The 22,079-nt window shown below is 64.4% G+C and carries 19 protein-coding genes and 1 pseudogene; 9 read left to right on the top strand and 11 right to left on the bottom strand.

The window, feature by feature from the left end; translation table 11 throughout:
- The first annotated feature begins 38 nt into the window (after positions 1–38).
- A complete protein-coding gene (locus FJ940_RS26375) occupies positions 39–641 on the top strand; it encodes a nucleotidyltransferase family protein (protein ID WP_140658350.1) in 603 nt (200 codons plus the stop codon).
- A 262-nt stretch (positions 642–903) separates the two neighbouring features.
- Here FJ940_RS26375 and FJ940_RS26365 read toward each other — a convergent pair whose 3' ends face one another.
- The gene (locus tag FJ940_RS26365) at positions 904–1,899 is read right to left on the bottom strand and encodes an aldo/keto reductase (protein ID WP_140658348.1); all 996 of its coding nucleotides are present in this window, start codon (positions 1,897–1,899) and stop codon (positions 904–906) included.
- Between the two features lie 96 nt (positions 1,900–1,995).
- Between FJ940_RS26365 and FJ940_RS26360 the strand changes: the two genes are divergently transcribed.
- The 5 genes from FJ940_RS26360 to FJ940_RS26340 all read left to right on the top strand — a co-directional run bounded on the left by FJ940_RS26360 (position 1,996) and on the right by FJ940_RS26340 (position 6,969).
- Positions 1,996–2,886, top strand: coding sequence for a LysR family transcriptional regulator (locus tag FJ940_RS26360; RefSeq protein WP_140658346.1), 891 nt, complete (start codon positions 1,996–1,998; stop codon positions 2,884–2,886).
- A gap of 59 nt (positions 2,887–2,945) precedes the next feature.
- Entirely contained in the window at positions 2,946–3,518 is a 573-nt protein-coding gene (locus FJ940_RS26355; RefSeq protein WP_140517768.1) for a cytochrome b, read from the top strand.
- Between the two features lie 68 nt (positions 3,519–3,586).
- A complete protein-coding gene (locus tag FJ940_RS26350) occupies positions 3,587–4,162 on the top strand; it encodes a YceI family protein (protein ID WP_140658344.1) in 576 nt (191 codons plus the stop codon).
- Positions 4,163–4,264: 102 nt separating this feature from the next.
- Positions 4,265–5,251, top strand: coding sequence for a Gfo/Idh/MocA family oxidoreductase (locus tag FJ940_RS26345; protein WP_140491121.1), 987 nt, complete (start codon positions 4,265–4,267; stop codon positions 5,249–5,251).
- Positions 5,252–5,310: 59 nt separating this feature from the next.
- Positions 5,311–6,969: an FAD-binding dehydrogenase gene (locus FJ940_RS26340; protein ID WP_140658342.1), complete on the top strand. Its 1,659-nt coding sequence runs from the start codon at positions 5,311–5,313 to the stop codon at positions 6,967–6,969.
- 64 nt (positions 6,970–7,033) lie between these two features.
- Here the strand turns inward: FJ940_RS26340 and FJ940_RS26335 are convergent, their stop codons facing one another.
- The 7 genes from FJ940_RS26335 to FJ940_RS26300 all read right to left on the bottom strand — a co-directional run bounded on the left by FJ940_RS26335 (position 7,034) and on the right by FJ940_RS26300 (position 14,867).
- Positions 7,034–7,972 (bottom strand): alpha/beta hydrolase, encoded by a 939-nt coding sequence (locus FJ940_RS26335; RefSeq protein ID WP_140658340.1) that lies wholly within the window; start codon positions 7,970–7,972, stop codon positions 7,034–7,036.
- Between the two features lie 216 nt (positions 7,973–8,188).
- Complete coding sequence (locus FJ940_RS26325; protein ID WP_140517770.1) at positions 8,189–8,971, bottom strand: carnitinyl-CoA dehydratase; 783 nt, start codon at positions 8,969–8,971, stop codon at positions 8,189–8,191.
- A complete protein-coding gene (locus FJ940_RS26320) occupies positions 8,964–11,042 on the bottom strand; it encodes an acetate--CoA ligase family protein (RefSeq protein WP_140554543.1) in 2,079 nt (692 codons plus the stop codon). Before FJ940_RS26320 ends, FJ940_RS26325 begins: the two co-directional genes overlap by 8 nt.
- A 3-nt stretch (positions 11,043–11,045) precedes the next feature.
- Positions 11,046–12,209: an acyl-CoA dehydrogenase gene (locus FJ940_RS26315; protein WP_140658338.1), complete on the bottom strand. Its 1,164-nt coding sequence runs from the start codon at positions 12,207–12,209 to the stop codon at positions 11,046–11,048.
- 4 nt (positions 12,210–12,213) lie between these two features.
- Positions 12,214–13,308, bottom strand: coding sequence for a carnitine 3-dehydrogenase (locus FJ940_RS26310; RefSeq protein WP_140491107.1), 1,095 nt, complete (start codon positions 13,306–13,308; stop codon positions 12,214–12,216).
- A gap of 2 nt (positions 13,309–13,310) precedes the next feature.
- Complete coding sequence (locus FJ940_RS26305; protein ID WP_140491104.1) at positions 13,311–13,934, bottom strand: HD domain-containing protein; 624 nt, start codon at positions 13,932–13,934, stop codon at positions 13,311–13,313.
- A 15-nt stretch (positions 13,935–13,949) separates the two neighbouring features.
- Positions 13,950–14,867, bottom strand: a complete 918-nt coding sequence (locus FJ940_RS26300) for a 3-keto-5-aminohexanoate cleavage protein (protein WP_140491102.1) — start codon at positions 14,865–14,867, stop codon at positions 13,950–13,952.
- A gap of 79 nt (positions 14,868–14,946) precedes the next feature.
- Here FJ940_RS26300 and FJ940_RS26295 point away from each other — a divergent pair, with 79 nt between their 5' ends.
- Positions 14,947–15,927 carry a GlxA family transcriptional regulator gene (locus FJ940_RS26295; RefSeq protein ID WP_140491100.1) on the top strand — a complete coding sequence of 327 codons (981 nt, stop codon included), beginning with the start codon at positions 14,947–14,949 and terminating at the stop codon, positions 15,925–15,927.
- A 57-nt stretch (positions 15,928–15,984) separates the two neighbouring features.
- Here the strand turns inward: FJ940_RS26295 and FJ940_RS26290 are convergent, their stop codons facing one another.
- Both FJ940_RS26290 and xylA read right to left on the bottom strand, forming a co-directional pair.
- Entirely contained in the window at positions 15,985–16,194 is a 210-nt protein-coding gene (locus FJ940_RS26290; RefSeq protein ID WP_140517775.1) for a hypothetical protein, read from the bottom strand.
- A 307-nt stretch (positions 16,195–16,501) separates the two neighbouring features.
- Complete coding sequence (gene xylA, locus FJ940_RS26285; protein ID WP_140491093.1) at positions 16,502–17,827, bottom strand: xylose isomerase; 1,326 nt, start codon at positions 17,825–17,827, stop codon at positions 16,502–16,504.
- A 110-nt stretch (positions 17,828–17,937) separates the two neighbouring features.
- Between xylA and FJ940_RS26280 the strand changes: the two genes are divergently transcribed.
- Complete coding sequence (locus FJ940_RS26280) at positions 17,938–18,300, top strand: nuclear transport factor 2 family protein (protein WP_140525794.1); 363 nt, start codon at positions 17,938–17,940, stop codon at positions 18,298–18,300.
- Between the two features lie 197 nt (positions 18,301–18,497).
- On the opposite strand, the gene xylB is transcribed toward FJ940_RS26280, so the two are convergent.
- Positions 18,498–19,952: a xylulokinase gene (xylB, locus tag FJ940_RS26270; RefSeq protein WP_140658412.1), complete on the bottom strand. Its 1,455-nt coding sequence runs from the start codon at positions 19,950–19,952 to the stop codon at positions 18,498–18,500.
- 455 nt (positions 19,953–20,407) lie between these two features.
- Here xylB and FJ940_RS26265 point away from each other — a divergent pair.
- Positions 20,408–22,079, top strand: a pseudogene (locus FJ940_RS26265) (autotransporter outer membrane beta-barrel domain-containing protein); the annotation flags it as partial.

Raw genomic sequence — 22,079 nt, 5'->3', positions numbered from 1 at the left:
GGATTGCGGGAGCACGGCGAATCGCCCTCCAAAGGGCGATGGACCATTTGCACTATTCCGGGCTCCCGTTCGAAGCACAACGCGCTGCGTTTCTCGACATCCTGCTGTCGGATGCGCTCGTGCGCCAAGCGCTGGTATGTGCCCGCACGCTCGATCTTCCGGACTGGCTGGCGGTCTCCGGCGTGCTCTATAACTCGGTCTGGAACCATCTGACGGGGAAGCCGTCGGGTTATGGCATCAAGGATGTCGACCTGTTCTATTTCGACGATAGCGACCTGTCCTACGAGGCCGAGGACGCCGTCATCCGCCGGGCGGCGAAGCATTTCCAGGGGCTGCCCCTGCCGGTCGAGGTGCGCAACCAAGCGCGGGTGCATTTGTGGTACCCGCAGAAGTTCGGGCGGCCCTGTCCGCGCTACACGAGTTCGAGCGAGTCGGTCCGGTTTTTTGCGTCGAAGACACATGCGGTCGGGGTGCGATACGACGCGGATTGTCAACTGGAACTGCTGGCGCCGTTCGGTCTCGACGACGTCTTCTCGTTCCGCATCACGCCGAACCGAGCGATGGACAATCAGCGGACGCATGAGGCGAAGGGCCAGCGGGCGCGGGAGAACTGGCCGGAGGTTACGGTCGTGCCATGGTAGGAAATGCGGGTGCGAGACACCCCCCTCTGGCCTGCCGGCCATCTCCCCCGCAAGGGGGGAGATCGGCTCTGATCCGCTTTCGCGAATTACAGACGGCATAAGGTAGACGAGACAGCGAAGCTGCCAATCTCCCCCCTTGCGGGGGAGATGTCCGGTAGGACAGAGGGGGGTGTTTCACGCGGGCGTCTGGCAATCTTTTATGCCGCGCGGCATCGAAAAGGGGGGCAGGAGCACCCCTTTTCGGTTCTCTTGGGATTGCCAATCACCCATTCACCAGCGCCAGCAGCTCCTCTGTGTAGCGCTTGCCCATGACCTTATCAGGCGACAGTGCATCGCCGATGGTCTGTACCTCTGCGGCACTCAGCTCGATATCAGCCGCCGCCGTGTTCTGCTCGAGATGGCGGATCTTTCGGGCGCCCGGGATGGGGACAATGAAATCGTCCTGGTGCAGTACCCAGGCGAGCGCCAGCTGTGCCGAGGTCACTCCCTTTTCGGTCGCCAGTTTTTCCAGCGTGGCCACGACCTTGGCATTGGCTTCCATGGCGTCGGCCTGAAAGCGCGGCAAGGTGCGGCGCCAGTCGTCGTCATCAAGCGTTTCGGGCTTGGCGATCGTGCCGGTCAAGAGGCCACGGCCGAGCGGGCTATAGGGAACGAAACCGATGCCGAGTTCGCGGCAGACGGCGAACACCTCGTCTTCCGGGTTACGGCTCCACAGCGAATATTCGCTCTGGACGGCCGCGATCGGATGCACGGCATGCGCCCGGCGGATGGTGGCGGCACTCGCTTCCGAAAGGCCGAGCGCGCGCACCTTGCCCTCGCGCACCAGCTCGGCCATGGCGCCGACCGTGTCCTCGATCGGCACGTTCGGGTCGACGCGGTGCTGGTAATAGAGATCGATCACGTCGGTGCCCAGCCGCTTCAGTGACGCCTCTGCGACGGCCTTGACGTGTTCGGGGCGGCTGTCGACGCCCGCCATGCGATCGGTGCCGGTGCCTTCCTCCAGGATTTTGAAGCCGAACTTGGTTGCGATCGTCACCTGATCGCGCACCGGCTTCAGCGCCTTGCCGAGCAGGATCTCGTTCTCGTAGGGCCCGTAGACCTCTGCCGTGTCGAAGAAATTGACGCCGATCTCGACGGCGCGGCGCAAGGTGGCGATCGCCTCGGCTTCCGGCTGGCCCCCATAGCCAAAGCTCATGCCCATGCAGCCGAGGCCGACCGGGAAAACTTCCAGTTCAGTACCGAGTTTGCGGGTTTTCATCACGCGTCTCCTTGTTGCGATGCCCAGGAAATAGCGCCTTGCCTTATGTTCGATAATCGGCTGATCTGTGCACGGGGCGTTCTAGAAAATAGATCAATGAACCGAGCACATCTTTCACAGCTTGCGGTGCTGGCAACTGTTGCCCAATGCGGCAGCTTTCGCGGCGCGGCCAGGGAACTGGCGATCGCGCCGTCGGCGGTCAGCCATGCCGTGTCCAGCCTTGAGGCGCGGCTTGGCGTGCGGCTGTTGGCACGCAGCACCCGCAGCGTTGCCCCGACCGAAGAGGGCGCGCGGTTGCTGGAACGATTGCGGCCGGCGCTGTCGGAGATCGACCTGGCACTGGAGACGGCGGTCGAGGCGCGCGACCGGCCGTTCGGCAATCTGCGGCTCAGCGTGCCGCGCACGGCAGCCCATCTGGTGCTGACCCCGCGGCTCGGCGCCTTTGCCGCGGCTTACCCCGATATCGTGCTGGAGATCGTCATCGAGGACCGCTTCACCGACGTCGTGGAAGGCGGTTTCGACGCCGGCGTGCGGCTTGGCGAAAGCCTGCAGCGCGACATGATCGCGCTGCGCATCGGGCCCGATATCCGCGGCGCCGTGGTCGGCTCGCCCTCCTATTTCGACACCATGCCGAGGCCTCGCCACCCGCGTGACCTGTCCGACCATCGCTGCATCCGCTTCCGCTTCTCCAGCGGCATCCTCTACCGCTGGGAATTCGCCAGGGATGGCGAGGAGATCGAGATTGCCGCGCAAGGACCATTGATTCTCGACGAAGACCATCTGATCGCCCAGGCGGCGGTCGACGGGGCCGGGCTTGCCTTCGTCTTCGAGGATTATGTCCGCGAGCCGCTCCGCGATGGCCGGCTGATCCGCGTGCTGGAGGATTGGTGTCCGTCCTTCGAGGGTTTCTTCGTCTACTATCCGAGTCGCCGCCAGATGCGGCCTGCGCTCAGGGCCTTCATCGATTTCTTCAGGGTGAGCGGATAGGCTGCCCTCTCCCTTGTGGGAGGGTGGAAGAAAGCCGACGCGACATTCGTTCACCTTCCATGCGAGCTTCGATCATAAATACCCCGACCCGCTACGGTTGGGCGGCAATCCTGCTTCATTGGCTGATCGGCCTTGCCTTCATCGGCCAGTTCGCGCTCGGTTTCGCGATGGTCCGCATCAGCAGCCAGCGCACGGCTTTCGAGCTCATCCAGCTGCACAAATCGCTGGGCTTCCTGCTGCTCGGCCTGATCATCCTGCGCATCGCCTGGCGGCTCGGCAATGCCGCGCCGGCCTTGCCATCCTCGGTCGGATCCCTGGAGCGCCGGGCGGCGCCGCTCGCTCACCTGGCGCTCTATGCCTTCCAGATCGCTTTGCCTCTGTCCGGCTGGGCGCTGGTTTCGGTCTCGACGCTGGAAATTCCAAGCATGCCGTTCAACCTGTTCGTGATGCCCAACCTGCCGCTTGCGGAATCCGATGCCGCCGAGAGTTTTTGGGCGGCAGCGCACTGGTACCTTGCCTATGCCGGCGCAGCACTTGTGGCGCTGCATGTCACGGCGGCACTGCGCCATCATTTCCGACTGAGGGACAATGTGCTTACACGCATCGTCACGCCTTCCTCAGGCGGGGAATAGAACGGGGTTCGGCCTCGTTTGTAAGCGAGGACGCGAAGAGCGTTGCCTCCGAAGAAGGAAATAATCTCATGTATGCGCGACTCCTCGGATCGGCGGCCCTTGCCGCTTGCCTTGCCGTGCCTGTCTGGGCAGCAGTTGTCCTCGATGATGCCGCCGGCAGTTACACGATCAGCCAGGCTGACTCCTCGATCCGCTTCACCATCGGCAAGGCCGGCGGCGGCGGTTTCGATGGTGCGTTTGCTCACTTCAAGGGCACGATCCGCATCGACAATGACGACGTCAGCCGCTCGAAGGTCAACCTCACCATTTTTCCCGAAAGCGTCGGCACCGGCCAGGGCCGCATCGACGCTTTCCTGCGTTCAGACGCCGTGTTCGATGCGGCCAACAGCCCCGAAATCCAGTTCCGCTCGACCAGCGTGATCCGCACCGGCGATACGACGGCGCTTGTCACCGGCCGGCTGACGGCGCGCGGCAAGACGTTTGCGGAAAAGTTCACCGCCGAGCTCGATGGCCTGAAGTCCGGCACGATCGGGTTCCACGTCACCGGCAAGGTGCTGCGGTCGCGCTACGGAATGGATGTCGGCACGCCGATCTATTCCAACGTCGTCGGTTTCGACATGAGGCTGACGGGGAAGAGGGGTTGAGCCATCGCTCCCCGCTCGTGGGGCGAGGAACTTGGCCCCCGCATTGGCTTTTGCCCCGATTTCAGGCAAACCTCCTCGCCTGTAATCGAGAGGAGAAGCCTGATGTTCCGATGGGGTGTGTTATCGACGGCCAAGATCGGTCGCGAGCAGCTTTTACCTGCGATCGTGGAGGCGGAAAATGGCGTGCTGTCTGCAATCGCCAGCCGCGATCAGTCGAAGGCCCGTGGGTTGGCCGATCGCTTCGGCGCGCCGCATGCTTTCGGTTCCTATGAGGAGTTGCTCGCCTCGAACGAGGTCGACGGCGTCTATATCCCGCTGCCGACATCGCAGCATGTCGAATGGACGGCCAAGGCCATTCAGGCGGGAAAACATGTGCTGGTCGAAAAGCCGTTGGCGCTCGACGCCAAGGACATTCCGCCGCTGATCAAGCTGCGCGATGCCAGCAAGGTGTTGGTCTGCGAAGCCTTCATGGTCGTCTACCATCCGCAATGGATCAAGGTGCGCGACCTGATCGCCAGCGGCGTCATCGGCCGGCTGCGCCATGTGCAGGGCGCGTTCTCCTATTACAATGTCGATCCCAACAACATGCGCAACCAGCTCGACCTTGGCGGCGGCGCGCTGCCCGACATCGGCGTCTACCCGACCGTGTCGACGCGCTTTTCCACCGGCAAGGAGCCGCTGCGCGTGCAGGCGACGATCGAGCGCGACAAAAAATTCGGCACCGACATCTATTCCTCGATCCGCGCCGATTTCGGCGACTTCGAACTGTCCTTCTATCTCTCGACCCAGATGGCCGCGCGCCAGGTGATGGTATTCCATGGCGAGAACGGGTTCATCGAGGTGTTCTCGCCGTTCAATGCCGGGCTCTACGATCACCACCGCGTCGAGTTGCACAATCAAAACCACACGGAGGCGCAGGTGTTCCGCTTTCCCGGTACGCAGCAGTACCGGCTCGAGGTCGAGACCTTCGCGCGGGCGGCCCAGGGCGGTAAGGAGCGCGTCTTCACGCTGGAGGAATCCGTGCTCAACCAGAAGGTCATCGACGCCATCTTCCGCGCCGGCGGCAAGGATGGCTGGGAGGCGGTCTGACCATCATTAATATATTCCGGTTCGAGATTCATACGGTAGCCAGCTAACGGGAGGGGAAATTGGCTGACGACGCGGATGTCATCATTGTCGGCGCCGGCCTTGCCGGGCTGGTCGCCGCCGCCGAACTGGCCGAGGCCGGCAAGAAGATCGTCATCGTCGACCAGGAACCGGAGCAGTCGCTGGGCGGCCAGGCCTTCTGGTCGTTCGGCGGTCTGTTCCTCGTCGATTCGCCCGAGCAGCGGCGCATGCGCATCCGCGATTCGCACGAGCTGGCGCTCGAGGACTGGCTGGGCACCGCCGCTTTCGACCGGCCGGAGGATCACTGGCCGCGCAAATGGGCCGAGGCCTACGTCGGCTTCGCCGCCGGCGAGAAGCGCTCCTGGCTGCTGGAGCGCGGGATGAAATTCTTTCCCGTGGTCGGCTGGGCCGAGCGCGGCGGCGGCAATGCCATTGGCCATGGCAATTCCGTGCCCCGCTTTCACATCACCTGGGGCACCGGTCCCGGCGTGCTCGAGCCCTTCGTGCTGCGCGTCCGCGAAGCCGAGAAGAAGGGACTGATCCGCTTCAAGTTCCGCCACCGCGTCAACGAATTGATCCGCACCGGCACGAGGATCGACGGGGTGCGCGGCGACATCCTGCAACCAAGCACCGTCGAGCGCGGCCACAAGAGTTCGCGTGAGATATCAGGTGATTTCGAGGTTCATGCGCAGGCCGTGATCGTCGCCTCCGGCGGCATCGGCGGCAACCACCAGCTGGTCCGGGAAAACTGGCCGAAGCGTCTGGGCGCGGCGCCGAAGTGCATGATCACCGGCGTGCCCGACCATGTCGACGGCCGCATGCTGGCGATCACGGAACAGGCCGGCGGCAGCGTCATCAATCGCGACCGCATGTGGCACTATGTCGAGGGCATCAGGAACTGGGCGCCGATCTGGACCGATCATGCCATCCGCATCCTGCCCGGTCCGTCGTCGCTGTGGCTCGACGCCAGGGGCAAGCGCCTGCCGGTGCCGCTTTACCCCGGTTTCGACACGCTCGGCACGCTCAGCCACATCACGAGCACCGGGTTCGATTATTCCTGGTTCATCCTGACCAAAAAAATCATCCAGAAGGAGTTCGCGCTCTCGGGCTCCGAGCAGAACCCGGACCTGACCGGCAAGAGCTGGCGCCAGGTGCTCGGCCGCGCCACGTCGGGCATTCCGGGCCCGGTCAAGGCGTTCATGGAGAAGGGCGAGGATTTCATCATCGAGGCCGAACTGCCCGATCTGGTGGCGCGCATGAACAAGCTGGCCGGCGGCGAACCGCTGCTCGACGTCGCCCATGTCGAGCGCGAGATCCGCGCCCGCGACCGGCAACTCGACAATCCCTTCTCCAAGGACATGCAGGTCACCGCGCTGCGCGGAGCGCGGGCCTATCTCGGCGACCGGCTGATCCGCACGGCCAGGCCGCACAAGATGCTCGATCTCGCGAACGGCCCGCTGATCGCGGTTCGCCTCAACATCCTGACCCGCAAGACGCTGGGTGGCCTGCAGACCGATCTCGAAAGCCGCGTGCTGGGGAGCGATGGCGAGCCGGTTCAGGGCCTCTATGCGGTCGGCGAAGCCGCCGGTTTCGGCGGCGGCGGCGTGCATGGCTATGCGGCGCTCGAAGGCACGTTCCTGGGCGGCTGTATCTTCTCCGGCCGCAGCGCCGGCCGGGCGGCGGCTCGTTCGGTAGGCTGAGCGCCGAACGGCTTGGCAGTCGCTGGGTTGATCATCTTCTGTCGATTGTCATGCGAGGAGGCCCTCACCAGATCCACTCGCTTTTGCCGAGCGCCGACACCGCCTCGACGATGCGGGTAAAGCTGGCGCGGGCGCGGCCGACCGTGTGCCTCGCCCTGAGATAGCCGTGCACAAGCCCTTTTTCCTCGAACCAAGTGGCTCGCCCGCCGCCCGCCACGATGCGGTCGCGATAGGCCTCGCCGTCCGACGACAGCGGATCGCACTCGGCGGTGATCAGCACGGTCGGCGGCAGGTTGGCGAAATCGGCGTCGGCCAGCGGCTGAAGCGTGATGTCGCCGGTCTGGTCCACGCCGCCGGTACGGATGTGCTTGTAGAATTCGAGGTCGCGCGTGGTCAGCATAGGCGCTTCGGCATGCTTCAGATAGGAGCCACGCGAACGGTCGCCGCCGAGCCCGGGATAGATCAGCACCTGCCCGATCGGTTTCTTCGCATGGCCGCGCGTCGCATGGCTGACTGCGGCGCAGAGATTGCCACCGGCGCTGTCGCCGCAGAGCAGGACGGGATGATCGCGGGTGGCTGCCGCCCACTCGAAGGCGTTCATCGCATCGTCAAACGCGGCCGGATGCAGATGCTCCGGCGCCAGCCGGTAGTCGACCGAGACGACGTCATAGCCGGTGCGGCCGCAAAGCTCGGCGCAAACGTCGTCATGGCTGTCGAGCCCGCCAAGGATGAACCCGCCGCCGTGGTAATAGAGCACCGTTGCCACTGCCTGCGGGGCGCTGCGATAGATGCGGATCGGGATATTGCACGCCTGTGCGGCAATAGCGGTGGTTTCCGCTGTCACCCCCACGGGATAGCCGGCAAAGAACTCCCGGCACATGCGGGCGTAGATCTCGCGCTGCTCGGCAATCGTGTAGTCGATCGTATCCGGCGGGTAATAGGAATTGGTCCGCTCGATGAAGGCCCGGGTCTCGGCATCAATGAGTTTGCTGTAGTCGGTCATGGCCGCGCCGACTGTGAACGGCGAGCCCAGGCACCCCCCTCTGTCCTGCCGGACATCTCCCCCGCAAGGGGGGAGATTGGCAGTTCAATCGACATCGCCCTTATTGCAGCGTTGACGATTGGCGAAAGCGGAAATGACATCCAATCTCCCCCCTTGCGGGGGAGATGGCCGGCAGGCCAGAGGGGGGTGCCTCGCGCCGTCATCTCTGGCATTGCTTTACTTCCCCTTCCACACCGGTTCCCGCTTCTCCGCAAAAGCCCGGAACCCTTCCATATTGTCCTCGGAACCGTACAGCGCATCGACCGTCGGCAACTGCCGGCGCGTCACCCTGTTCATCGCGTCCTGGAAAGTCAGCGCTTCGGCCACCCGCGCGGTTTCCTTGATCGCGGCGAAGACAAGCGGCGGGCCGCTGGCGAGCAGGCGGGCGATCTCCCAGACGCGGTCCTCCAGCTTCTCCTTCGGCAGCACCTCGTTGACCAGGCCCCAGCGATGCGCCTCGGCAACGTCCATCCAGCGGCCAGTGAGCAAAAGGTCCATGGCGACATGATAAGGAATGCGCTTCGGCAGCTTGATGGTCGCGGCGTCGGCAAGCGTGCCGGCGCGGATCTCGGGCAATGCGAAGGAGGAGTGATCGGAGGCGTAGATGAGATCGCAGGACAGCGCCAGCTCGAAGCCGCCCCCCACCGCCATGCCGTTTACGCAGGCGATGACAGGCTTGTTCAAGTCGCGCAGTTCCTGCAGCCCGGCAAAGCCGCCGACGCCATAGTCGCCGTCGACGGCGTCGCCGCCGGCGGCGGCCTTCAGGTCCCAGCCGGCGCAGAAGAACTTGTCGCCGGCGGTCTTGACGATGGCGACGCGCAAGCCGGGGTCGTCGCGAAACGCCTTGAAGGTCTCGCCCATCAGCCGAGAGGTCTTCAGGTCGATGGCGTTGGCCTTGGGCCGATCGAGCGTGACCTCGAGGATCGAGCCTTCACGGCGGGTCGAAACGACGTCAGGCATTCTTGTTCTCTCCCAGCACCAAAAGCGCATCGGCGATCCAGGCGCCCTTGCCCTCGCTGCAGACGATCAGCGGATTGATGTCGAGTTCCTCGATCTCGCCGGCATTCGTCTGCACGAAGGCAGCAATGCCCGCGATGGCGTCGATGGCAGCTTGGACGTCGGCCTTCGGCCGACCGCGATAGCCTTCGAGCAGCGGGAACAGTTTGAGAGCGCGAAGTGCTGCCTCGATGTCGTCGCGGGTCGCCGGCAGCATCAAGGTGACGCTGTCGCGCAGCAATTCGACCAGTACGCCGCCGGTGCCCAGCGTCATGACAGCGCCGAACATCGGATCGCGGGTGAAGCCGACGATCAGCTCGGCGACGCCGTCGCGCACCATGCGCTCGACATAAAGGCCGGTGCCGAGCGGCAAAAGGTCGTGCGCGGCGGTGCTGACGGATTCGGCGTCCCTGAGGTTGAGCCTGACAGCGCCGACCTCGGATTTGTGGGTGACACCCAGGGCCTTCAGCGCCACGGGGAAACCGAGCGCCATGGACGAGATCACCGCCTCGACGGCACTGTCGGCGCGCTCGCCCTTGGGCACCGGCAGCCCGGCCTTGATCAGCCGCGCCTTGGCTTGCGCCTCGTCAGGCGTGACATGCTCGCCGCCGGCAGCGCCGGAAGCTGAGGTGTCGACCGGCTGCGCCTGCGGCTCGCGCCAGGCCCAGCCGATGAAGGCGGCCGCCTGGGCGGCATCCATCGCTTCGGAAATGCCGAACAGCGGCACCATGCCCCGCGCCATCAGCTCGGCGGTGTATTCCTCGGGCAGGTTCTCGGGCAGCGACGAGACGATCGCGCCATGTGCCTTGTTGGTCTTGAGCGCCGATTCGAAGGCGCGCAGCGTCGCCCACCAGTCGGTCACCGAGCAGCGGTCCGGGCGCGGGAAGTCGAGTACCAGCATATTGAGGTCGAAGCCGCCCGACACCATGGCGGTGAAGGTGGCGGTCATCGCCGGCTCGTTGTTCCAGATGAAGGTGTGATAGTCCAATGGATTGGCGACCGCGACCAGCGGCCCGAGCGTCGACTTGACGTGGGCACGGTGTTCTTCCGTCAGCACCGGGAAGTTGACCCAGCGGCCTTCGGCGCTGTCGGCCATGACCGAAGCCTCGCCGCCCGAACAGCTCATCGATGACAGGCTGTAGCCGGGCAGCGGACCGGTGACATGCAGCAGCTTCAGCGCCTCGATGAAGGCGGGGATGGAATCGACGCGCGCGATGCCGAGCCGTTTCAGGAAGGCCCCGGACGCTGCGTCCGAGCCGGCGAGCGACGCGGTGTGCGAGACGGTCGCTTGCCTGGCCTGTTCGGAGCGGCCGACCTTCATGGCGATGATCGGCTTTTTCAATTCCCTGGCCCGTGCCGCCAGCCGCTCGAAGCCGGCTACCGAATCGAAAGCCTCGATGTGCAGGCCGAGCGAGCTGACGCGCTCGTCCTCGATCAGGCCGAGCGCCATTTCGGAGAGGCCGGTCTGCGCCTGGTTGCCGGCGGTCATCAGGAAGGCGATCGGCAGGCCGCGCTTCTGCATCGTCATGTTGATGGCGATGTTGGACGACTGGGTAATGATGGCCACCCCTTTGCCGCCGTCGGCCAATCTTATGCCGCCATGCTGGTCGGGCCACAAAAGCGCGCCGTCGGCATAGTTGATCAGGCCGTAACAGTTCGGCCCGATGATCGGCATCTCGCCGGCGGCGGCGACGAGTTCGGCCTGCAGGCGCTCGCCATCCGCGTCATAGGCTTCGGTTTCGAGGAAACCGGCGGCAAAGCAGACGGCCCCGCCGGCCCCGCGTTCGGCCAGGGCCTTGATCACGTCGATGGTCAGGTGTCGGTTGACGCCGACAAAGGCGGCGTCCGGCGCGCCGGGCAGATCGGCGATCGAACGATAGGCCTTGCGGCCGGCGACCTCTTCCTTGCTCGGGTGCACCGGCCAGATCTCGCCGGCAAAGCCCATCTTGATCGACTGTGCCACGACCGCGGCGGCCTGCGCGCCGCCGAACACGGCGATCGATTTAGGGCGCAGAAGGCGTTCAAGTTTGTGCATGGATCAGGCCCCGAACGGGCGCAGCAGCGCCCGCGAAATGATGTGGCGCTGGATTTCCGACGTGCCTTCCCAGATGCGCTCGACCCGGGCGTCGCGCCAGATGCGCTCCAGCGGCAGGTCGTCCATCAGCCCCATGCCACCATGGATCTGGATCGCTTCGTCGGCGACGTAAGCCAGCATTTCTGTGGCCTTCAGCTTGGCCATGGCCATGTCCTGGTCGGTGACGGTGCCCTGATCGTACTTCCAGCCGGCTTCGAACACCATCAGGTCCGCGGCCTTGAGTTCGGTTGCCATGTCGGCGAGCTTGAACGACACGCCCTGGAACTTGCCGATCTGCTGGCCGAATTGCTGACGCTGCGCGGCGTACTCGACCGCGTGGCCGAGCGCGCGTTCCGCGCGGCCGAGGCAGGTGGCGCCCACCTGCAGGCGGGTGGCGCCGAGCCAGGAATTGGCGACGTCGAAACCCTTGTGGACTTCACCCAACACCTGGCTTGCCGGAAGGCGGCAATCGTCGAATTCGAGGATGGCGTTGGTGTAGCCGCGATGCGAGACGTTGCGGTAACCGTCGCGCACCGTGAAACCCTTGGTGCCCTTGTCGACGAAGAAGGCGGTGATCTTCTTGCTTTTGCCGCGCGGCGAATCCTCTTCGCCCGAGGCCATGAAGACGATGGCGAAGTCGGCGAGATCGGCGTGGCTGATGAAGTGCTTGGTGCCGTTCAATACCCAGTCGTCGCCGTCCTGCACGGCGGTCGCCTTCATGCCGCGCAGATCGGAGCCGGCGCCCGGCTCGGTCATCGCCAGGCAATCCCATTTCTCGCCGCGGATGCACGGGAACAGATATTTTTCGCGCTGCTCCGGCGTGCCGGCCAAAAGGATGTTGGAGGGGCGCGCGACGCAGGTCCAGTGCAGCGCGTAGTTGGCGCGGCCGAGTTCCTTCTCGTAAAGCAGCCAGGTCACCGTATCGAGCCCCGCGCCGCCGACATCGGCCGGCATGTTGGCGGCATAGAGACCGGCTTCGATCGCCTTGGCCTTCAGCTCCTCGATCAGTTCGCGGCGCAGCACGCCGGTGCGCTCGACCTCGCGCTCATGCGGGTAAAGCTCATTCTCGACGAAGGCGCGCGTCGTCTCGACAATGAGCTTCTGTTCCTCCGACAGACCGAAATCCATGGTCTCAGCCTTTCTTCTTTTTCTTCGGTTTTTCGGCTTTCTTCACCGGCTTCGATGCCTTCGCCTTCTCGGCCGCCTTGGAGGCGGCCGGCTTTTTCGCCGCCAGCTTGGCCAACTGCTTCGTATAGTCCCTGTGCAGGGCGCCGGCTCCCCAGCCCTTGCCCTTGTTCTGCTTCGAGAGCGCATCCATGATGGCGACCAGATTGTCGTCGCGGATCTTTTCCAGTTCGCGGATCGACAGGCCATGCGCCTGGTCGTCCGACTGCGTGGCGATCAGGTCGACCAGCTCGTCGTTGAACTCCGGTACGTCCATCAGCTTGGTCCACGGCCATTTCAGGCAGGGGCCGAACTGCGCCATGAAGTGGCGCATGCCGGCTTCGCCGCCGGCGACGCGATAGACCTGGAACATACCCATCTGCGCCCAGCGCAGGCCAAAGCCATAGCGCATGATGTCGTCCAGTTCCTCGACGGTGCAGATGCCGTCCTTGATCAGCCACAGCGCCTCGCGCCAGGCGGCTTCCAGCAGTCGGTCGCCGACGAAGGCTTCAATCTCCTTGCGGATGACGACAGGCTTCATGCCGATCGAGGCATAGATCTCCTTGGCGACTTCGACCGCCTCGGGGAATGTCTGGTCGCCGCCGACGATCTCGACCAGCGGCAGGAGATAGACCGGGTTGAACGGGTGGCCGACGACAAGCCGCTCCGGGTGTTTTTTCATCGCCACCTGCATGTCGGTCGGCTTGATGCCTGATGTGGACGAGCCGACGATGGCGTTGGCCGGCGCGTGGATATCGATCTCGGACAGGACCTTATGCTTGAGGTCGAGCCGTTCCGGCACGCTCTCCTGGATGAAATCGGCATCGGCCACCGCCTCGGCGATGGTCTTGGCGAAGGTCAGCCTGCCTTCTTTCGGCAGGCCGCCCGGAACCATCTGCTTGTAGGCGCGGCGCGCGCCCTTCATCACTTCTGAGACCTTGCGCGAGGCCTCGGGATCAGGGTCGAAGATCGACACGTCGATGCCATTCAAGAGCAGGCGCGCCACCCAGCCTGCGCCGATGACACCGCCGCCGATGGCGGCCGCCTTGTTGATGATGCTCATGGTCAGGCTCCGGTTCTTGTCTTGGCTGTTTCGGGATCGGTGAGCGGCACGCGCTCGCCGGCGCGGATAATGGCGGGGTCGTAGGCCCTGCGGACAAAGACTTCGAGCACGAATGGCCTGAAGAACTCGATCGGCAGCGTCTCGTAGTCGGGGTCGAAGCTCGACTGGTCCCAGCGCTCGCAGAACTGGTCGCAATCGTCGAAATAGGCATGACCGGCGAAGCGGTCACGCGCATGGCGGTTGCCGCCAAGATGATGGGCATAGTAGAGGCGCTGGAAATCGCCGTGCTTCTCCACCACCCAGGTGCATTGTTCGCGCACGAAAGGCTTCAGGATCGACGCGGCGTATTCGTCGTGGTTGTAGGGTGCGTAGATATCGCCGATGTCGTGCAGCAACGCGCAGGCGATCCAGTCGGTGTCGGCGCCGTCGCGCCAGGCGCGTGTTGCCGCCTGCAGCGAATGGCCGAGCCGGGTGATCTTGTAGCCGGAAAGGCCCTCGTCGAGTTGAACCAGGGCTTCCAGCAACCGATCACCGGTTTTGGCGGCATAGTCGATTTCATGGGCGGTCAGGAATTCGTAGTCGTCCTTGTCGCCATCCTTCATTGCGGTGAATTTGACGGTGGCCATCTGAAGCTCCCCTCTCTATGCCGCGATCGGCGGCCGCTTGGTGAGGTTGAGCTTCCTGCGCACTTCCTCCGGCCCCAGAATCCTGGCGCCGAGATTGGTGACGATGCTGGCGGCACGTTCGACCAGCTGCGCGTTGGTGGCAAGCACGCCCTTGTCGAGCCAGAGATTGTCTTCGAGACCGACGCGGACATTGCCGCCGGCCAGCACTGCGGCGGCGGCATAGGCCATCTGGTTGCGGCCGATCGAAAAGGCCGACCAGCTCCAGGTCGACGGCACGTTGTTGACCATGGCCATGAAGGTGTTGAGGTCGTCAGGCGCCCCCCATGGCACGCCCATGCAAAGCTGCACAAGCGCATCCGGCTTCAGAACCTGTTCCTCGACCAACTGCTTGGCGAACCACAGATGGCCTGTGTCGAAGGCCTCGATCTCCGGCTTGACGCCGAGCGCGGTCATCATGCCGCCCATGGCGCGCAGCATGCCGGGTGTGTTGGTCATGACATAGTCGGCCTCTGCGAAGTTCATTGTGCCGCAGTCCAACGTGCAGATCTCCGGCAGGCACTGGCGTACATGCTCCATGCGGTTGGTGGCGCCGCCCATGTCGGTGCCCTTCTCATTGAGCGGCAGCGGCGCTTCGGGCGAGCCGAACACCATGTCTCCACCCATGCCGGCGGTAAGGTTCAGCACCACGTCGACGTCTGCCTCGCGGATGCGCTCGGTCACCTCGCGGTAGAGATGAACGTCGCGCCTGGGCTTGCCGGTTTCGGGGTCGCGCACATGGCAATGCACGATCGCCGCCCCCGCCTTGGCCGCGTCGATGGCCGAATCGGCGATCTCTTTGGGCGAGCGCGGCACATGCGGGCTGCGGTCCTGCGTGCCGCCGGACCCGGTCACGGCACAGGTAATGAAAACCTCACGGTTCATCGCAAGCGGCATGGAACTCTCCTCCCAGTCGAAACAGGCGCCAAGCATCGCCCGACTTGCCGAAAACTGCTTTGCGTTTTACGAAGCTTCCATGACTAAAGGCGAAAAACTGACGATCTTTCGCGCCGAGCGTCTGCCGCTCAAGGTGACGATGCTGGTGTTTTCCGGCTCGTCCATCATGTGCGTGGCCTCGGCGGTCGACCCGCTGCGCGCCGCCAACCGCATCTCCGGCGAGACATTGTTCGATTTCAAGCTGGTTTCCGTAACCGGCGAGGCGCCGGTCACCACTTGCGGCCTGCCAGTGGCGGTCAGCGGCCGCTTCGACGCGGCCGAACCGACCGACGTTCTTGTCGTCGTCGCCGGTTTCGGCACGCAGAATTATGCGACGTCGGCTCTGCTCTCGGGCCTGCGCCGCGCCGCCCGTTCGGCGCGCGCCTGCGGCGGCGTCGAGGCCGGTACATGGCTGGTCGCGCGGGCCGGCTTGCTCGAAGGCCGCAGCGCCACCACCCACTGGGAAGACATGGAGGATTTCTCGTCGGCCTTTCCGGGCGTCGACGTCCGCCCGGACCGTTACGTCATCGACGGGCCGGTCTTCACCTCAGGCGGCGCCTCGCCCACCTTCGACCTGATGCTGCACCTGGTTCGCACCCGCCTCGGCATGGCCGTGGCGCTCGATGTGGCCAGCGTCTTCATCTACGATCAGGCCCGTGCGGCCACCGACGCTCAGCCCCTGGTCTCGCTCGGCCGGCTCGACGGCTATGACCCGCGCCTGGCGCAAGCCATCCGGCTGATGGAGGCGCATGTCGACCAGCCGTTGACGGTCGCCGCCGTGGCAAAGCGCGCCGGGGTGACGGCACGGACACTGGAGAGCATCTTCCGCAAGTCGATCGGCGAGACGCCCGGCGCCTACTATCTCAGGCTGCGCCTGGGTGCTGCGCGGCGGCTGGTGATCGACACCAGAGTGGCCATGGCCGACATTGCCGGGCGGACCGGATTTTCATCCGCCGCGGCATTTTCGAGGGCGTTTTCAAGAGCTTTCGGTGAAGCCCCGGTCAGGCTACGCCGGGGTTGATGTACATGTCGTCCAAAGCATGCCCACGGGCTTGACCCGAGGGTGGGAGGCGGTTGATCAGGCGGCTTTCTGCCGGTCGCCGCCACTATCGATCTGCGAGCGCATCTGTCTTGCCAGATGGGTCTCGAAACGGCTGGCAACGGCGCGGTCCCATTCGTTGGAGCGGCGCGCACCATCCTTCGGATGCGGCATTGCCATCAGCCGGTCGATAATCGACCCGGCCTCGCCATTTGAGAGCAGGGCGTCGATTTCACGTTCGTTCTGCATATCGGTTCGCCTCCTTCTTCCTCTCCCGCCACGAGCACCTTCTTATAGGAGATTCGTGACGGCAGTTTGAAGGCAAGAGAGAGGCGATTGAGGGGCGTCAGTGGGCAAAACCTTGTCGTCGATTCCGCACTGGCGCAAAGCCCTTCACCCGGTCTCGGCGCCACCCTCGTCCGCCCGCCGGCACCTTTTCCGTTCAATGGCGAACAGGGCGGCAGGCAAATAAGCGCGACGCCGGGAACTTCTCCCCGCGAAGCGGCGTGGGTAAGCGGAGCGGCGGCTGAACGAGCCGCCGCCCGCCTTTCATCCCTTACACGTAGCGGTTGACGATGTTTTCCAGCAGTTCCTGACGGCCGGAGCGCGGCTGCGGTTCGATCTTCTTCTTCACCACGCGCTCGGCGATGTCCTCCAGCGTGCGCTTGCCGGCAAGCATCGCCTTGGCCTCGCCGCTGTTCCAGCCTGCGTAGCGCTCGGCGAGTGGAGCCGACAGCGCCTTGTCTTCGACCATCTTGGCGGCTGCCTTCAGGCCGCGCGCGCAGGCATCCATGCCGCCGATATGGCCGATCAGCAGGTCCTGCGGATCGAGCGACTGGCGGCGCAGCTTGGCGTCGAAATTGGTGCCGCCGGTCTTGAAGCCGCCCGCCTGCAGGACCTGGTAATAGGCCAGGGCCATCTCCGGCACATTGTTGGGGAACTGGTCGGTGTCCCAGCCCGACTGGTAGTCGTTGCGGTTCATGTCGATCGAGCCGAAGATGCCGAGCGCATTGGCCAACGCCAGCTCGTGCTCGAAGGAATGGCCGGCGAGGATGGCGTGGCCCTGCTCGATGTTGAGCTTGACCTCCTTCTCCAGGCCGAAGCGCTTGAGGAAGCCATAGACGGTCGCGACATCGTAGTCGTACTGGTGTTTTGTGGGTTCCTGCGGCTTCGGCTCGATCAGGATCGTGCCTTTGAAGCCGATTTTGTGCTTGTAGTCGACGACGAGGTTGAGGAAACGGCCGGCCTGCTCCTGCTCGCGGGCAAGGTCGGTGTTGAGCAGCGTCTCATAGCCCTCACGTCCGCCCCAAAGCACATAGTTCTCACCCTTCAGCCGCTTGGTGACGTCGATGCAGCTCTTCACCGTCGCCGCCGCATAGGCAAACACATCCGGATCGGGGTTTGTCGCGGCGCCCGACATGAAGCGGCGGTGCGAGAACAGGTTCGCCGTGCCCCACAAGAGCTTGACGCCAGTCTGCTTCATCTTGGTGGCGAAATAGTCCGCGATCTCGTCGAGGCGCGCGGAACTTTCCGAAAAATCCTTGCCCTCGGGCCGCACGTCGGCATCGTGGAAGCAGAAATAGGGCGCGCCGAGCAGCGAGAACATCTCGAAGGCGACGTCTGCTTTCAGTTTTGCCAGTTCCATCGTGTCGATGCCGCCGGCCTTGGGGAACCACGGCCGATCGAAGGTCTGGCCGCCGAACGGATCGCCGCCCGGCCAGGCGAAGGAATGCCAGTAGGCGACGGCGAAGCGCAGATGGTCTTCCAGCCGCTTGCCGGCCACCAACTCGTCCGGGTTGTAGAACCGGTAAGCCAGCGGATTGGCCGAGTCCGGCCCCTCATATTTGATCTTCTGGATGTCGCCGAAAAAGCCGCTGCTCATGGATTTCCTTCCTCTCCGAAATGGCTCCGCCTGATTACCTCAGGCGTAATTGGTTCCGTTCGTCCGTTGGGTGAAAAGGGTCATGTCAAAGCCAACGAAGGAGACAGATCATGACCGATCTCAACAAGATCGCCGAAAGCTACATCACCGCCTGGAACGAGAGCGACGCCGCGCGCCGTCAGGCGCTGCTCAAGGCGACTTTCACCGAAGACGTCAGCTATCGCGATCCCATCATGCAGGGCGACGGCCATGAAGGCGTCGCGGCGCTGATCGACGGCGTGCAGCAGCGCTTTGCCGGCTTCCGCTTCTCGCTGAAAGGCACACCGGACGGGTTTGCCGACAAAATCCGCTTTTCCTGGAACCTCGGCCCGGAGGGCACACCGTCCATCATCGAAGGCACCGATATCGGCGTCATCGAGAACGGCCGCCTGAAGAGCATCACCGGCTTCCTCGACAAGGTGCCGGCGCAGTGAGGCTTCACGGCTAAGGTAGGCGCCAGGCGCACCCCTCTGGCCTGCCGGCCATCTCCCCCTTAAGGGGGGAGATTGGCTGATTGTTATACCTTCGCCAACCTCCGGCCTTGCAAGGCTAGCGTAGCCGCCAAAGCTGCCGATCTTCCCCCTAGAGGGGGAGATGCCCGGCAGGGCAGAGGGGGGCGCGTGGCGCTTGCTCACGCCGTTGCCGCCCTGATCGCCGGATAAAGCCCGCGGTAGCGCTGGTAGGCATCGGCAAATGCACCATCCAAGCCGGCATCCGGTTCGATCGTTGCATCGGTCCTCGGCGCCGTGCAGACATCGAGCGGATCAGCGTCCGTCGCTGCGATCAGGCCGAGCCGGGCGGCGCCGAAGGCGGCGCCGAAGTCGCCGTCGGCGGGAATGTCGACAGGCAACTGAAGCGCGGTGGCGATGGCCTTCAGCCAGTAGCGCGAGCGCGAGCCGCCGCCGATCGCCGTCACACGCATCAAGCTCGTGCCCGCAGTCTTCAACGCCTCGAGGCTGTCGCGAAAGGCGAAGGCCACGCCTTCCAGCACGGCCTGGGTCAGGACGGCGCGGCTCGATTCATGCGCCAGTCCGGTAAAGGAGCCGCGAATGACGGAATCATTGTGTGGCGTGCGCTCGCCCGAGAGATAGGGCAGGAAGGACACGCCGGTCGGCGCCTTCAGCGTATCGCCCAGTTCCGATGTCAACTCGCCTGCGCCCTTGCCGGTAATCTCGGACAGCCAATTGAGCGAATCGGTGGCCGACAGGATGACGCCCATCTGATGCCAGGTGTCAGGCAGCGCATGGCAGAAAGTGTGGACCGCGCTTGCCGGGTTGGGCAGATAGGAGGCATTGGCGGCAAACAGCACGCCTGACGTGCCCAGAGACACGAACGCATGGCCGGCACGGACCGTGCCCATGCCGCAGGCGGAAGCCGCATTGTCGCCGGCGCCGCCGGCAATCGGGATGCCGGCTTCGACCCCCCATTTCGACGCCAGCTCGCCGCGCAGCCCACCGGCCTTCTGCGTACCCTCGACCAGGGATGGCATGTGCTTTTCGTCGAGCGACGTGGCCGCGAGCAGGTCGGCGGACCAGCGCCGCTTCCCAACGTCGAGCCAGGAAGTGCCAGCCGAGTCCGACATTTCCGAAATATGTTCGCCGGTCAGCCACAGCCGCAGGAAATCCTTGGGCAGCAGCACCTTGGCCACTTTGGCGAAAATGGCGGGTTCGTTGTTCTTCACCCAGGCGAGCTTCGGCGCGGTGAAACCGGGAAAGACGATGTTGCCGGTCAGCTCGCGAAACCGCGGATCGGCGTCGAGCGCGGCTGCCTCGGCATGGCTGCGCGTATCGTTCCACAGAATGCAGGGGCGCAGCACCTTGTCAGAGGCATCGAGCAAGGTGGCGCCATGCATCTGACCGGATAGGCCAATGCCTTTCACCGCCGCGAGCTGCCAGGGATGGGAGGCCTTCAGTTCGGCAATCGCGTCTTCGCAGGCGCGTAGCCAGTGGGCTGGATCCTGTTCGGACCAGCCGGGATGTGGCCGCGAAACGTCGAGCGCGCCATGGCCGGAACCGATGACGGTCTGTTCGGCATCGATCAGCAGCGCCTTGACGCCCGACGTGCCAAGGTCGAGGCCGACATACATGTTTTCCTCCCTTGCCATTATTTTTTTCGGAACTCGAAAAAATCTGGCCGAGGCAGTTTTTAAGCCAAGATCCGCCGCGGGTCAATTCTCTGACAATCGGCCGCGCATCACGAAAACAACGCCGACGGCGGGCTGTGTGGCCGCGCCAGCGTACGCGCCGCCACCAACACGCTTTGGAGGGTTGGCGAGACGCACGCCAAGCACCAATTCTGGCTCAATCAAAGCACAGCTCTGTCCGGCCCGTTTTCCAGTTCATCAACCATGACGGGCAGATTAGGCTTTGTAAAACGGAACGAATTGTGTCTTCATTGCGGCGTAGGGTGGGGGCTTGCAATCGCGAATCTTGGAGGGACGCGGTGCGGCGCTTTGAAAACAGGCTTCCGAATGGCGATTCGGAAGACATCGCTAAATTAGTTGTTCTGAAACGGCATATGCCGGTGATGTTTCTTCCTCGAATGCTTGGCGTTTTTGCCGCGACGTCGCTGGCGTTGCTGCCCAATTCCGCCGCCTTCGCCGCATGCCTGCTCGTTCCGACCGCCGGAAACGACACCTTCATCTGCGACAGCGGCGATTCGGGCGGCAGCCTCAACGATCTGAACGGCGACAACACGCTCACCTTTCCCGCCGGCGGCACCGGCCAGGTGAGCGGCAATGTCACCTTCGGCGTTGGTTCGGACCGCATCAACATGCAATCCGGTACCATCACCGGCACGGTCGACCAGGGCGGTGGCGCCGATTTCTTCACCATCGGCGCTGGCACCGTCATCGGCAATGTGCAGCAGGGCTCGGGCATAGACGACTTCAACATAAGCGGCGGCCAGATCGGTTCACTTAACCAGGGTGATGGCCTCGACACCTTCACCATGACGGACGGACGCATCGTCGATTTCTTCGACGACGGCGACCATGCGGTGATGACGGGCGGCCGCATCGGCCGCGTCAACATGAAGCTCGACCAGAACTACTTCAACATGTCCGGCGGCACCATCGACCGCAACCTGGTCACCGGCTTCGACAAGGACACGATCATCCTTTCGGGCGGCACGATCGGCGGCAACATCAGTGTCAGCGGCGGCAATGACAGCGTGACTATTACCGGCGGCACGGTCGGCGGCGACGTGCTGATGAGCTTCGGCGCCGACAGTTTCGTCTGGGACGGCGGCGGCATCATCTATGGCGCCGTCGACCTCGGCGCCGACAACGACACGGCAAAGCTGAGCAACCTGACCAATTCCAATATGGGCGGCGCCGACGCGCTGAATGGTGGCCTCGGCACCGACACGCTGAGTTTCGACAACGTCAAGCTCAAAGGCATCAGCCGGGTGCAGAACTGGGAGAGCATCGACGCCACCAACGACACCGAACTCACGCTGGACGGCAATCTGGTGCTGGGAGACAGCGGCACCGGCACGGGCTCGCTCAGCGTCGATGCGGCAAGCACGCTCTATGGCGGCGGCTTCAACGCGTCGATACAGGCCTTTACGGCGGGCCAGCTTGCGGACGTCGTCAATGCCGGCCGCATCGACCTGACCAATGGCAGTACAGGCGCGACGGATCGGCTGACGATTTCGGGCAATTACACCGGGCTTGGCGGCCTGCTGCTCATCCAGACGGAACTCGGCGATGATTCCTCGGCCTCGGACAGGCTGGTGCTGTCGGGCGGCACGGCTTCCGGCTCGACCGGCATCGGGGTGGTCAATGTCGGCGGCACGGGTGCCGAGACGACGCAGGACGGCATCATGGTCGTCCAGGCGGTCAATGGCGCCACCTCCAGCGCCAGCGCCTTCGCGCTCGACGCGCCGGTCGCGGCGGGCGCCTTCGAATATTATCTGTTCAAGGGTGGCGTCACCGCAGGCAGCGCGGAGAACTGGTATCTGCGCTCGTCGTTGATAACGCCGACATCGCCGGCCGCAGCGCCGCCGGGGATCGGACCGACGGCGGCGCCCGAGCCCGAACCTCCGGCAACCGAGCCGCCGCCGCCGCCTTCCCAACTGCCGCACGTGCCCGTGCCGTCCGAAGGCGACGTCAACAATCCGCCGGTCGATCCGACGCCGCCGGTGCAGGCCGGCGATCCGGAGCTCCAGCCCCCGCCACCCCCGCCGGCGGCACCGGCGGCTGATCCGCCAC

It is taken from the genome of Mesorhizobium sp. B2-3-7, from assembly GCF_006442695.1.
GTDB lineage: Bacteria > Pseudomonadota > Alphaproteobacteria > Rhizobiales > Rhizobiaceae > Mesorhizobium.
This window is presented reverse-complemented; position numbering and strand designations above follow the sequence as displayed.